Below are 12,191 nucleotides of genomic sequence, written 5' to 3'. Positions count from 1 at the left end.
GGCATGAATACCGTTCGCCCACGACGACCTGACTCAGGCCCAATACCGCGCAACCACCGCCCGATAATGCCCCTGGAGCGAGTAGCCGCCCACCAGGATTCTGCCATCAGCCTGCAGCGCCAGGGCGGTGGCGGTGTCCAGGCTGTAGCCGAGTCGCGTGCGAACCCAGCCTTTGCCTTCACCGAAATCCGGATCGAGGCTGGCACCCGGCAAATGCCGGGCGAGCACGAAGTCGGCTTCGATACCGCCGATGGTCGCGCCGGCGGTCACCAGCTTGCCGTCCGGTTGAAGCTGGGCCGCAGTCCACTGGCTGGCGTTGCGCCCGATCGCCATGAGCTGGCACTGGCCCTGGTTGCAATGACGGTCCGGCGTGCCGTCCAGGCGCACTTTCAGGGACAGGCTATGCATCGGATCGCGGCTGCTGCCGAAGGCTTGTAGATCGCCGTTCGCATCCTGAACGATCTGGCTGACCATCACGCTATGACCCTGCGCCAGGATGGACAGGAAGCCCTCTTCGCCGAAGCTGTCATCGAGCTTGCCGCTGCTGTCATAACGGGCGATCAAACCATGCTGGGGCAAGTCGATGGCGCCGCCGACGACAATATGGCCGTCAGCCTGGAGCATCAGGCAGCCGAGCCAGGTATTTTTCAACGCGCGTCGGACCATCACGAAACCGCGACCGTTGAACGAGGTATCCAGGGCCCCGTCCGGCAGGAGGCGGATCAGTACGCCGACATGGTCGGACAATTGGTAGTGATGGTTGGCGAGCAAGAGGATCCGGCCATCGGCCTGCACTTGCATGTCGCAGGCCTCGAGCCCCGGCACACCGGGCGGCAGCCAGGGATCGCGCAGGCCTTGGGAGAGGTGGCCGCAGAGCCGGATGATGTGTCGGCCAGCATCGCCGAAGTTCTGGACGGCTTGGCCCTGTTGATCGAACAGCGCCAGTGCGGGAAGGGTGTGCTCGTTGTTTTCGTAGTGCAGGCCGGACAGCAGGATATGCCCGTCGGGTAGCTCGATCACTTTGCCCGCCGTCGCTTCGAAGCCCTGTTCGAACGCGCCGATCACGCAGCCGTGGCAGCCGAAACCCGGATCGGTCGAACCGTCATGGTTGAGTCGCGCCAGCCCGAACCGGCTGCCATGGGCGGTCTCGATCCTGGCCGCGACCAGGATTCGGTCGGCACGGTCGAGGGTCAGTCCGGTGATCAGGCTCGAGGTGCTGCCTTCGAAATGAACCCAGGCTTTGCCGTTGGCGGCAAAGCCTGGGTCAAGTTTCCCGGCGTGGGTCACGGCCGGGGGGAGTTCAAACGCGAACTGATCGAGCATGCCTGCCTCTCCTTGCGTGTCGACCGGCCCGAACGGGCGATGACTGCATGAGGGCAACATTCAATCCCTGAATGTGACAATGCACAACTGTCAGGTACTGCAGTTACACGGGCGATGCGTGCCATAACAATGGCTTTGCAACCCAATGCCAAGCCTGCAATCGATAACAGGCTCTAGCGGCGTTTATTCAGGCATCGACCAGGATTGCAAGGTGTAGCCTTCCTGGCTCAACTCGGCACGGGCCTGTTTCAACAGATCGGCCAGTTGGACCGGGTCGGTATAGGCGCTGCTTGGAATCTGAGTGCGGCCAATATGGGTATTGGTGCGGTCGATGACGGTCAGGCTAAGTTCGCCGTTACCGTCTTGTGGAGCCCAGGCCACGCATTGGAAAGGACGGAATGCGCGGTCGGCAATCAAAAGAGCTTCGTTGATACGGAGCGGGGCGTTCATGGCATTTTCTCTTAAGTGTGCCCAAACAAATGATGTGCCGTCGGTTGGGCGTACCGTGCGGCTGGTTACTTGTACTGATGTCCCGAACCCGTAGGCGGGTCACACATTATTTAAATAAATTTCGATTTTCTTTCAGACCAGGCTTTTGCTCTTTTGTTTGAAAGCTTCCTGAAAGAAAACCGCCCGCAACAACTAACGAAACGCTCGCTTATAACCACTTTAACGTGTTCTCGATAATCAATTGATACAAGGGCGCGTCAACTTCTTGCTACTGTTACATGCAGGTTTGCCAAACGACTGTTTCTAATCATATTTCTTTATTTTGGCGCCAAGGATCAGTCATGATCGAAGCCAGTACGTCACGTCGTCTGCTCGTGGTTGATCCCTGCGACGATTGTCATCGCTTGTTGCCAGGTCTGCGCGCCATTGGTTGGGACGTGGACAGTTGCGCCCTCGAACACGCCGGCGATCGAACCTGTGACGTCGGCCTGTTGCGTTTGCAGCCTTTTCACCTGGAGCGTCCGGAAGCGGTCAAGGAGTTGATCAGCCGTAGCGGCACCGAATGGATCGCCGTGCTCAGCCAGGAAGTGTTGCGCCTGCAAAACGTCGGTGATTTTGTCTGCGAATGGTTTTTTGACTTCCATACCTTGCCGTTCGACGTGTCCAGGGTCCAAGTTACACTGGGCCGGGCGTTTGGCATGGCGCGCTTGCGGGGGCAGGGCTCGATTCACATCGATCGGCCCGAACATGAACTGCTGGGTGACAGCAAGCCGATCCGCGAACTGCGCAAGTTATTGAGCAAGTTGGCGCCTGCCGAGTCGCCGGTGTTGATTCGCGGCGAAAGCGGCACTGGCAAGGAATTGGTGGCGCGCACCCTGCATTGCCAGTCTCATCGGCGCAACAAGCCGTTCATCGCCATCAACTGCGGCGCCATTCCGGAACACCTGATCCAATCCGAACTGTTCGGGCATGAAAAGGGCGCGTTTACCGGCGCTCACCAACGCAAGATCGGACGGATCGAGGCGGCCCACGGGGGCACGCTGTTTCTCGATGAAATTGGCGACCTGCCGTTGGAATTGCAGGCCAACCTGTTGCGTTTCCTGCAGGAAAAACACATTGAACGGGTCGGTGGCAGCCAGCCGATTGCGGTCGATGTGCGGGTCTTGGCGGCCACCCATGTGGACCTTGAGGCGGCCATTGAGCAGAAGCGTTTTCGCGAAGATCTCTACTACCGCCTGAACGTGCTGCAAGTGGCGATGGCGCCCTTGCGCGAACGCCATGGCGACCTGGCGATGCTCGCCAGCCACTTTTCCCATTTCTACAGCCAGGAAACCGGCCGCCGCCCCCGCAGCTTCAGCGAGGATGCATTGGTGGCGATGGGCATGCACGACTGGCCCGGGAATGTGCGGGAGCTGGCCAACCGCGTCCGTCGCGGGCTGGTGCTGGCCGAAGGGCGGCAAATCGAAGCCCGGGACCTCGGCCTGGCCAGCCACCAGGGCGTCGCGGCGCCGATGGGCACGCTGGAGGACTACAAGACCCGCGCCGAGCGCCAGGCCCTGAGCGATGTGCTCAACCGGCACAGCGACAACCTGAGCGTGGCTGCCCGGGTGCTGGGCGTATCCCGGCCGACGTTCTATCGTCTGCTGCACAAGCACCAGATTCGCTAGAACAGCCTACACACAACCCATTGTGGGAGCGGGCTTGCTCGCGAAGGCGGTGTGTCAGGTTGATCCATGTCACTGACAGACCGCCTTCGCGAGCAAGCCCGCTCCCACAGTAGTTGTGCAGTGCCCTCGGGATAGGTGTCCATCACATATCCCTGAGGGCATCAGAAGTAATACGGGAATTTCAGGCTAAAGGTGAAGTCCGGCGCATCGTCGGTCAGCCCGATGGACAGGTTGGGCACGATGGTCAGGTTGTCGGATGCGGCGACAGTCATGCCAATGTTGAAGTAACCGGCGTTGGCGTCGCTGGAGGTCACCGACTCCCAGTCGCCACCGTCTTGTTTGAGCTTGCTTTTCTTTTGGATCAGGTCAGAGACCGAGAATGACATGCTCATCTTCTCGTTCAAGGCGAAGGCAATGCCCGCACCGAGCTGGAAGCTGTCGCCGATCCGCACTTTGCCCGGTACCTTCTGGTTGACGGTGGAACTGATGTCGTCGAACGATTCTTCGAAGTTATGGGTGTAGGACAGGGTACCGAACAGGACCGCCGGGTCGAAGGTCTTGACCAGCGAGAGCCCTGGCGTGATCGACCACACGCCATTGCCGGTGGGCAGGTCGTCAGGTACGAACAGGTTGGTGTTGGCCTGGGATTGGCGCAGCTTGATGCCAAACGGGTCCTTGCCGGTGGGCGCCTTGACTCGCAGGGTGACCACCGCGTCCGGAGAGTTGATCGACTCATCCATGAACTTGTAGGCGATGCCGAAGTTGACGTCGCCGATGGTCGGGTCGCGGGTCACGGTTTCTTCGCTGGTGACTCCGGCCGCGCCGTTGTTCGCGCCGCCTGACTGATACGTGGATTCGCGGTAGATCACCGGCACGTTGAGGTCGAACTGCCAGCGATTATCGAAGTTATAGCGGCCGGTAAGGTCCAGCGTCCAGGTGTCGGCCTTGATCCGGTCGAGGTTGATGTTGCCCAGGAAAATCGAATCCAGGGCCAGGAAGCCGTTGAGGATCAGTTGCCGCGTGTCGTAGCGCGAATAGGTCACGCCGGTCTCGAAACTGAACTTGCCGCCGCCGAAGAAGCCGCTGGCCTCGTCATAGAGATTGGAGACGCTCTGGGCCGGCTGGGAGTCATCGGCCAGGGATTGCCCATAGCCGCTGCCGCCGGCCGTTGTCGCGCCACCGCCGGCCACGGTCTGGTTGCCTTTCATGTCGGCCGGGGATTTGGCCAGGCGCTTGGGTGGTGGCGCGGCGGGTTGATCTTCCACCTGGCGAACCCGCTGTTCGAGCACCGCCAGGGCTTTCTGCTGGACCTCGTATCGCTGCTTGAGCTCAAGAAGTTCCTGTTTCAGGGCCTCGATGTCGGCGTCCGGGGCCGCCTGCAACACGGCCGCCGGGAACAACGTGCTTAAACACATCACAGCGCGCAACGATACGGATCGATACATGAAATATGCCGTCCCTATTTGCCCAATGGTCGGAAAACAGCGTAGTTCAATAACCGAGGTTACGGAGGCCGCGCAGTTGGGTCAGGTTGCAGTCCAATGCCCCGGCACTGGGGCCGTTGTTGTTCAGCACCACGTTGAGCTGCGTCATGTTGTTGACCAGGTTGCTATTGCCCAGCAGGCGAGTGTTTTGCAACAAGCCACCCTGGGCCACCTGTTGCAGGGTGCCGCCCTGGTTGTGGCTGGCCTGGATCGCCATTTGCACGCCGTTGCCGGTGGCGGTGACCGCGACGCTGCCGGCGGCGTTGCTGCCGCTGATGGTCTGGCCCTTGGTCAGCAGTTGGCCCTGGGAAGGCACGAGCGCCGGCGCCTGGTTGCTCTCTTTCACATTGATGTTGACGTTGTTGTAGGCCGTGTTGCCGTCGCCGGCGGCACGCACGCTCTGGGTCACGCCCTGGCTCGTGCCAAGGCCGACGCCACCGGTAATGTTGCCGCTGCCCTGTTCCGGGGCGCTGCCATTGCCGGTCTGCTTGATGGTGGAGACATAAAACTCGGGTTTGACGGTGGCGGCCTGGATCTGCATGGTGCTGGTGGCGCCGATCAAGTCGCCGCTGGCGTTGCGCCAGGTACTGCTCATGACGATGCCGAAGCTGATGACTCGGCCGGGCATGACATAACGACCGCGCAGCTCGGCAAGCTCCTGGTCCTTGACTTCGATGGGTTTGAAGCCGGCATGGGCATAGCCCGAGGCAGTCGCGAGCAGGCAGGCCAGCGACAGCCAGTGTGACGTTTTCATGTGCTGCTCCCGGAGCGTCCTGCTCCTTTTTGTACTTATTGTTGGCAGTGGTCGGCGATTAGAAAAAGTCGCTCTGTATGAAGCCGAAGTCCATCAGTTCCGCATCCCTGACCGGGTTGAAACCATCCAGCTTGTTACGGGCTGTCAGGGGTTGAGGAGGGCTGCGTAGTGCGTTGGTCTTGTCGTAGCCCGGGCCGACGATCGCAAAGACGATGCCGTTCCAGCCTTTGACGAACTCATCGTGGGTGTAACGCTTGTGCCCCAGCACCGGGTCGCCGATGTAGACCCATTGCTTGTCGGCCCGCTGCAACACCACGAAGTGCTTGTAGCCGCGTATTTCCATCAGGACTACCACCGGAATCGTCACCGCTTCGAGTTTCTCTGGCGGTATGCGATAGCCTCGGGCACGCATGCCGATGGTCTCCACGTAGCGCTTCATGTCCAGCATGGAAAACCCCTGGGTACGAACCAGGTTCTGGTCGGCATTGACCAGCATGCCTTTGATGACGTGCTCTTCATCGACGTCAAGCCAATAGGCCTGGCGCAGCACCGTGGCCAGCGCGGCGGCGCCGCAACTGAAATCGGTTTTCTGCTCGACGATGTCGCTGAATTTACGCTCGCGTACGCTTTGCACCGGTTTGTAGACCAGCATGCCGCCAGGCAGGGCGGCGACCGGCATCTGCGCCGCTTCAGCCATACACGTCAGGCAGAGCAGCAGGGAAACGGCAGTGACACGCATGATCAATACGCCTAGTGGACGTCCAGGAAAAAGCCCCCTGTGGGGGCGAGCCTGTGGGACCAAAGCTTGCTTGCGATAGCGGTTTTAAAGCCAGCAGAGGGGCCGTACGTGACGACCTCGATCGCGAGCAAGCTGTGCTCCCACAGAGCTACTACCCCCACAGTGGTACTTTTTTTACATGCAAGCCTTGCAGCCAGCCGCGATGGACAGCGAGTTGCTTTGCTGGTTGCCCACGCCTGCCGACACGTTGGCGCCGCCGTTGCCGGAGAAGCCGTTCATGGAGTTGGTCATGGTGGCGTTGTTGATCACAGGGTTTTTCCAACCGTCGCGGGTCAGCACCTGCTGGGTGTTGCTGCCGGCCAGTTCGAAAGTCCCCACGGCGGAGAACTTGAACTTGTCGTCATCATGACCGCCGCCGTAGCCGCCTTTGTTGCCCCAGCCGCCATGATCGTTGTCTTCGGCGGTACCGGTACCTTTGGCCTTGAACGTGCCTGAGGCGCTGTAGGTGCTGGTGAGGGTGTCGGTCTTGTAGGTCCGCACGCCTTTGTTGTCGACCACAAGGCCGGTGGAGGACTGGTCAGCCGAGGCTGAGGCCTGTGCGACACGGCCCCCGGATACGGCAATGGCCAGGTTGTTTTTCTGCTGGTTGAAGTTCCCGGCGGTCACGTTGATACCGATGTTGCCGGAGCCGTTGTTGCCCGCATTGGTGAGCGAGGCGTTGTTTTGCGTGGAGTTGTTCTTGACGTAGTTATTGTTATTGACCTGCGTGGCGCTGGAGGCGGCGACAGCCGAGCCGAAGATGAAGCTTTCGTCGGCGGTGGCCAGGGCGGCGGCGTTGTCCTGCTGGTTGCCGTCGCCGCCGGCAATGTTGGCGCCCATGTTGCCGTTGCTGCCATTGAGCGAGTCTTTGGCTTCGGCGGTGTTTTTGGTGGCCTGGTTGGTCACCACGTTGCCGTCGCTGTTCTGCTCATCCAGCACCGCGGCCCCAGCCCCGGCACTGATGGAGAGCAACTGGTCCAGCGTCGGCCCTTGCTGATGTCCGTTGCCGTGACCATTGCCATGGCCATTATGGTTACCGTTTCCTCCAGCCTGTGCAGCCATTGCCATGACAGCGGCGAGAGCGAAAACCAATGGTTTGAGTGCCATTGTAGGTTTCATGGTGTTTCTCCTTGCGTGTCGTTGGTTAAGTGTCGGTACTTTCTTATGTAGCCCCCGGGTCAATCAGCGACCCGGATGCTCAGGGTGTTAGCCATTCGGTTCCCCACCCCGGCGCTCTGGTTCACCTGGATTACCCCTCGGCTGCCGGTGAAGGCCTGGTCGCTGGTAACGACCTGGCGACTGCCGGTTGGGGCGCCAGTTGCTCCTGAGTTCGGTAACAACGCCACGTTCTGTTGGGACAGGGCGCTGTCGTCCATGCTCTGCGGATGAGCACTGATGCCCACCCGCATGACATTGGCCATCTGATTGTTGGCCCCGGCGGACTGGTTGACGCCCAGCACGCCGTTGCCGTTGCTGAAGGAGTGGCCACCGATGCGGGCAGTGGCGTTCATGGAAGGGTTGGCCTGGGTGTCGACACGTTGCCGCACGTGGGTGCTTGCCTGGGCGTGGCCGCCAATGGCGATGGCCCGGGTATTGGTTTGCTGGATCTGGTCGCCGGCCGCCTGGTTGACGTTGAAGTTGCCGGTGTAATGGCTGCCGGAATCCTGCAGGTTGGCGCTGCTGACCACCGCAACACCCGAATCGGCAAATACGGTGAAGGAGCTGAGCAGGGAAAGCATGATCAGGGCGAGTAGAAACAGCACGGGTTTCATGTCACTGACCTCCCGCCAGCCGACCCAGCGGGGCCAGGCCGGAACTCAACGAGCGGTTGATGGTGCCTGAGATTGCGCCACCACTACCGCCACCGTGACCGGCATTCATGCCAGGCATGCCGTTGGGGTTGGTGACCACGTTCAAACCCTGCACACCGGTATTGGGGGTGACAATGTTGCGGATCGACGAGCCGCTGGCCACGCTGGCGAACTCGCCATCGCTCAGTTCGGTGCTGGCGGTCGCTTGGTTGATTCGTTCGGAGGGGTTGGCATTGACGGTGGTCGGGTAGGGGTCTTTGCCGCCGTTGCGACCGATTGCGATGGGTTGTACGTCACGGCTGAGCACGATGACGCCGTTGCCCTCGGCCTGTACTGGCAGGCTGAGCGTGGCGCAGCCGATCACTAGCAGACAGGTCAAACTTCTTTCGAAAGTCCCCACGGCATCGATTCCTTCTTCGGTGGGCTGGCCCTGGTCCAGCGTTGCGAAGTGAGGAAGAGCAGGTGTTGTGCCGTGTTTTGAAATGCCTCCCAATTCAATGGGTTGGATTAAGGCAGGGAGCCTCGGGAAGGGATACTGTTTCAGCGTTGAGACAGGCGCCTGACGGCCAAATGGCCATCAGCCGTTCCAGGGCTCTGGATCCAGGCTTTCAGGCGAGTGTTTCAGCAGCTTGACAGTCTTGATGACAAGGACAAGAAACGGGGTTGAATCAGGGTTTGGTACGCGTGCACTGTTTCAGAAGTGAAACAAATCCAGCGGCGCTCAGGCTTCAAGCAGTCGGGTAACGGCTGCAAACACCTGCTGGCGGCGTTGCACCCAGTTGCCCTGAATGACCTGGAAAGGTTGTCGATGTCGCCTCAGCCAAGTCTCGATCGCCTGGAAAAACGTCAGCCGTTCCGTCAACTCGGGCTGGCAACGCAAACCGTCGCCTGTCCATTCGACCTGCTCAGGGCTCAACAACAGGTGCAGGTCGTAATGACGGGCCAGCAGCGCCGGTTCGAGCCACTCTGGGCAATCGCCGAACAGGGTCTGGCTCCAGAGGATGTTACTCAACAGGTGAGTGTCGAGGATCAGCAGCGCCGGCCGATGGGCACGCGCCTGGTCTTCCCAGGCCAGTTGGCCGGAGGCGATGTCGGTGATGTCGGCCAGGCAGGTATCGCGTTGGGTCTGCTCCATGAAATGGCGCACGTACTCATCCACCCGCATTCCACCGAAGTGTTCCTGCAATTGCGCCGCCAGCCAGCTCTTGCCGCTGGATTCCGGGCCGGTCAGGACCACCACCTTCATGCGCGCAGGGCCGGGTCGGCGCGCCATTCGCGCCAGCCTTGCACGGCCAGCAGGGTGAACAGGGCATAGAGTGCGGCGGTCAGGTGCAAGCCCTTGTAGATGAACAAGCCAACGAAAATCACGTCCAGGGCGATCCACAGCGGCCAGCATTGCACGCGTTTTTGCGCCATCCACCACTGGGCCACGAGGCTGAACCCCGTGAGCGCGGCGTCGAGCCAGGGCTGGGCGGCGTCCGTCCAGTGGGCCATGGCGGCCCCCAACAGCAAGCTGCCCGCCGCGCCGATGGCCAGGCCGAGCAACACCGATGGCCCACCGAGGCGGCTGACCTGGCGCCCATCATGATTGCGCCCGGCACGGGTCCATTGCCACCAGCCGTAGAGTTGCAGCACCGCGTAGACAACCTGCAGCAGCATGTCCGAGTACAACTTCACCTCGAAAAAAATCCAGCTGTACAGCAGCACCATGACCAGGCCGATCGGCCAGCACCAGGGGTTCTGCTTGACGGTCAACCAGACGGCGATCACGCCGAGGGCTGCGGCAAACAGTTCAAGCCCGGACATGGCGGTTCCTTGGGAAAGAGGAGAGGGCGGCGATTGTAAACGCTATGGCGTGGAGAGCTCCAATACCAATGTCGAATGGGCTGCCGCCATCGCGAGCAAGCCCGCTCCCACAAGGGATTCGGGGTTGACACCCAACCTGAGACCCATGCAAAACCAATGTGGGAGCTGTGGATACCAAGCTTGGAACCAACACCAAACCAATGTGGGAGCGAGCTTGCTCGCGATAGCGGTGGGTCAGCTTGTATCAATGCTGAATGTGCGACCGCCATCGCGAGCAAGCCCGCTCCCACACAGGGATCATCTACCGATCGTTAGACCCGGAATTGCTTGAGCAACCCGTTCAACTGTTCACTCAGTGCCTTGAGGCGGCTGCTTGCCTGGCTGGATTGTTCGGCGGCCATGGCGGTGCTGTGGGACAGTCCGGCGGCCTGGGTGACGTTTTGGTTGATGTCTTCCACCACATGGGCCTGTTGCAGGGTGGCGCTGGCGATGGAGGCGTTCAGGCTGTTGAGGTTGCGCAGGGCCTGGCCGATGGCGTTGAGGCTGGCACCGGCGAGGCCGGCCTGTTCGATGGTCAGTTGCGAGGCGCGGCTGCTGTCGCCGATGACTTTCACGGCGGCTTCGGAATGGGTTTGCAGGCGCTCGATCATCGCCTGGATCTCGGCGGTGGATTTCTGTGTACGCTGGGCCAGCAGCCGCACTTCATCGGCGACCACCGCAAAGCCTCGGCCTTGCTCGCCGGCGCGGGCGGCCTCGATCGCGGCGTTGAGGGCCAACAGGTTGGTTTGTTCGGCGATGGAGCGAATCACCTCCAGCACACTGCCGATCTGGGTGCTTTCGCTCGCCAGGGTACGAATCACCTCCACGGCTTGATCGATGGTCTGGGACAGCCGATCGATCTGCTGCAAGCTGCCATCGATGTTGACCTGGCCTTGCTGGGCCTGGGATTCGGCGTCGCGCATCTCACTGGCCGCGTGCTCGGCATTCTTGGCCACATCCTGCACGCCATAGGTCACTTCATTGATCGCGGTGGCCACCAGTTCCATTTGTTGCGACTGCTGTTGGCTGCGTTCCTGGGCTTGAGCTGCGTCGTTGCCCAATTCGCTGGAAGATTGCCCCAGTGCACTGGCCGACTCCTGCAACTGGCTCACCACCTGGCGCAATTTGGCGGTAAAGGCGTTGAAGTGCCGGGCCAGTTGGGTGACTTCGTCCTGGCCGTGGGTGTCGAGGGTGCGGGTCAGGTCGCTCTCGCCGCTGGCGATGTTGGCCATGGCGTTCACCGTTTCCTGCAACGGACCGACGATGCTGCGTACGATCAGGGTCAACAGCAGGCCCATGAGCAGGGTGATGACCAGGCCGACCACCGAGGCCTTGATCAGTTGGGATTGGAACTCGGCCTGGACGTCATCGATGTACACGCCCGACCCGATGACCCAGCCCCAGGGTTCGAACAATTGGACGTAGGAGGTCTTGCCCACCGGGGCCTCGGCACCCGGTTTCGGCCAGAGATAGTTGATCATGCCGGCGCCCTTGGACTTGGCGATGGCAACCATCTCGTTGAACAGCGCATAACCGTTCGGGTCACGGATGGCCGAGAGGTTCTGGCCTTCAAGCTTCGGATTGGTCGGGTGCATGACCATGACCGGTGTCAGGTCGTTGATCCAGAAATAGTCGCTCTGGTTATAGCGCAGGCCACGCACGGCGCTGAGGGCCTGTTTTTGCGCGGCGTCGCGGGTCAGGGTGCCAGCGGTTTCCAAACCATGGTAGTAGGTCAGCACACCGCTGGCGGTCTGCACCACGTGCTGGGTTTTTTGCACTTTTGCCTGATAGAGGTCGGTGTGGATCTGTTTAAGCATCAACGCGCCGAGCGTGAACAACATCACGATGGCCACGATCAGGATGAGCCACAAGCGTCGGCTGATCGACACACTGCGCAAGCTATTCATACGCTGTCACTCCGGGTTCTTATTCTTGTCATTAACGACGGCCGGCACTTTAGCGCCCGGCGGCTATCCATGATTGATCTGGGTCATAACGCGGCAGCGTTATCAGGGCTTGTCTGATAGGATTTCGGCCCCGCAGCGCAAAACCTGAGCCTGTTCTGATTTTTCATTGGTT

General features: G+C 60.7%; 12 protein-coding genes. 1 reads left to right on the top strand and 11 read right to left on the bottom strand.

The features are described from left to right. Window positions 1-33: 33 nt before the first annotated feature. Window positions 34-1,323 carry a hypothetical protein gene (locus tag IB266_RS05310; RefSeq protein ID WP_192260446.1) on the bottom strand — a complete coding sequence of 430 codons (1,290 nt, stop codon included), beginning with the start codon at window positions 1,321-1,323 and terminating at the stop codon, window positions 34-36. A gap of 183 nt (window positions 1,324-1,506) precedes the next feature. Beyond that, window positions 1,507-1,773, bottom strand: coding sequence for a hypothetical protein (locus IB266_RS05305; protein ID WP_013693488.1), 267 nt, complete (start codon window positions 1,771-1,773; stop codon window positions 1,507-1,509). A gap of 341 nt (window positions 1,774-2,114) precedes the next feature. Between IB266_RS05305 and IB266_RS05300 the strand changes: the two genes are divergently transcribed. Next, window positions 2,115-3,440 (top strand): sigma-54 dependent transcriptional regulator, encoded by a 1,326-nt coding sequence (locus tag IB266_RS05300; RefSeq protein WP_192260445.1) that lies wholly within the window; start codon window positions 2,115-2,117, stop codon window positions 3,438-3,440. A gap of 161 nt (window positions 3,441-3,601) precedes the next feature. Here IB266_RS05300 and IB266_RS05295 read toward each other — a convergent pair whose 3' ends face one another. From IB266_RS05295 to IB266_RS05255, 9 genes are all read right to left on the bottom strand, one after another. After that, complete coding sequence (locus IB266_RS05295) at window positions 3,602-4,885, bottom strand: hypothetical protein (protein WP_192260444.1); 1,284 nt, start codon at window positions 4,883-4,885, stop codon at window positions 3,602-3,604. 46 nt (window positions 4,886-4,931) lie between these two features. Continuing rightward, window positions 4,932-5,678 carry a hypothetical protein gene (locus IB266_RS05290; protein ID WP_192260443.1) on the bottom strand — a complete coding sequence of 249 codons (747 nt, stop codon included), beginning with the start codon at window positions 5,676-5,678 and terminating at the stop codon, window positions 4,932-4,934. Between the two features lie 58 nt (window positions 5,679-5,736). Beyond that, window positions 5,737-6,417 carry a C39 family peptidase gene (locus IB266_RS05285; RefSeq protein WP_060742554.1) on the bottom strand — a complete coding sequence of 227 codons (681 nt, stop codon included), beginning with the start codon at window positions 6,415-6,417 and terminating at the stop codon, window positions 5,737-5,739. A gap of 174 nt (window positions 6,418-6,591) precedes the next feature. Next, window positions 6,592-7,575 carry a heme utilization protein gene (locus IB266_RS05280; RefSeq protein ID WP_192260442.1) on the bottom strand — a complete coding sequence of 328 codons (984 nt, stop codon included), beginning with the start codon at window positions 7,573-7,575 and terminating at the stop codon, window positions 6,592-6,594. Between the two features lie 59 nt (window positions 7,576-7,634). After that, window positions 7,635-8,228 carry an adhesin gene (locus tag IB266_RS05275; RefSeq protein ID WP_192260441.1) on the bottom strand — a complete coding sequence of 198 codons (594 nt, stop codon included), beginning with the start codon at window positions 8,226-8,228 and terminating at the stop codon, window positions 7,635-7,637. A 1-nt stretch (window position 8,229) separates the two neighbouring features. Beyond that, window positions 8,230-8,667, bottom strand: a complete 438-nt coding sequence (locus IB266_RS05270) for a hypothetical protein (protein ID WP_192260440.1) — start codon at window positions 8,665-8,667, stop codon at window positions 8,230-8,232. 321 nt (window positions 8,668-8,988) lie between these two features. Beyond that, window positions 8,989-9,513: an AAA family ATPase gene (locus IB266_RS05265; protein WP_192260526.1), complete on the bottom strand. Its 525-nt coding sequence runs from the start codon at window positions 9,511-9,513 to the stop codon at window positions 8,989-8,991. Next, a complete protein-coding gene (gene pnuC, locus IB266_RS05260) occupies window positions 9,510-10,073 on the bottom strand; it encodes a nicotinamide riboside transporter PnuC (RefSeq protein ID WP_060742550.1) in 564 nt (187 codons plus the stop codon). The genes IB266_RS05265 and pnuC overlap by 4 nt, the downstream gene beginning before the upstream one ends. A gap of 311 nt (window positions 10,074-10,384) precedes the next feature. After that, window positions 10,385-12,019, bottom strand: coding sequence for a methyl-accepting chemotaxis protein (locus tag IB266_RS05255; protein WP_192260439.1), 1,635 nt, complete (start codon window positions 12,017-12,019; stop codon window positions 10,385-10,387). Between the last annotated feature and the right edge of the window lie 172 nt (window positions 12,020-12,191).

It is taken from the genome of Pseudomonas sp. Pdm06 (genome assembly GCF_014851795.1).
Taxonomy (GTDB): domain Bacteria; phylum Pseudomonadota; class Gammaproteobacteria; order Pseudomonadales; family Pseudomonadaceae; genus Aquipseudomonas; species Aquipseudomonas fluorescens_AA.
Note: the sequence above shows the minus strand (reverse complement) of the source record. Positions and strands in the feature narration are given on the sequence as shown.

Bases quoted from the DNA above. Each gene is read 5' to 3' on its own strand.
- IB266_RS05310 (WP_192260446.1), bottom strand. From the start codon at position 1,323: ATGCTCGATCAGTTCGCGTTTGAACTCCCCCCGGCCGTGACCCACGCC.
- IB266_RS05305 (WP_013693488.1), bottom strand. From the start codon at position 1,773: ATGAACGCCCCGCTCCGTATCAACGAAGCTCTTTTGATTGCCGACCGC.
- IB266_RS05300 (WP_192260445.1), top strand. From the start codon at position 2,115: ATGATCGAAGCCAGTACGTCACGTCGTCTGCTCGTGGTTGATCCCTGC.
- IB266_RS05295 (WP_192260444.1), bottom strand. From the start codon at position 4,885: ATGTATCGATCCGTATCGTTGCGCGCTGTGATGTGTTTAAGCACGTTG.
- IB266_RS05290 (WP_192260443.1), bottom strand. From the start codon at position 5,678: ATGAAAACGTCACACTGGCTGTCGCTGGCCTGCCTGCTCGCGACTGCC.
- IB266_RS05285 (WP_060742554.1), bottom strand. From the start codon at position 6,417: ATGCGTGTCACTGCCGTTTCCCTGCTGCTCTGCCTGACGTGTATGGCT.
- IB266_RS05280 (WP_192260442.1), bottom strand. From the start codon at position 7,575: ATGAAACCTACAATGGCACTCAAACCATTGGTTTTCGCTCTCGCCGCT.
- IB266_RS05275 (WP_192260441.1), bottom strand. From the start codon at position 8,228: ATGAAACCCGTGCTGTTTCTACTCGCCCTGATCATGCTTTCCCTGCTC.
- IB266_RS05265 (WP_192260526.1), bottom strand. From the start codon at position 9,513: ATGAAGGTGGTGGTCCTGACCGGCCCGGAATCCAGCGGCAAGAGCTGG.
- pnuC (WP_060742550.1), bottom strand. From the start codon at position 10,073: ATGTCCGGGCTTGAACTGTTTGCCGCAGCCCTCGGCGTGATCGCCGTC.
- IB266_RS05255 (WP_192260439.1), bottom strand. From the start codon at position 12,019: ATGAATAGCTTGCGCAGTGTGTCGATCAGCCGACGCTTGTGGCTCATC.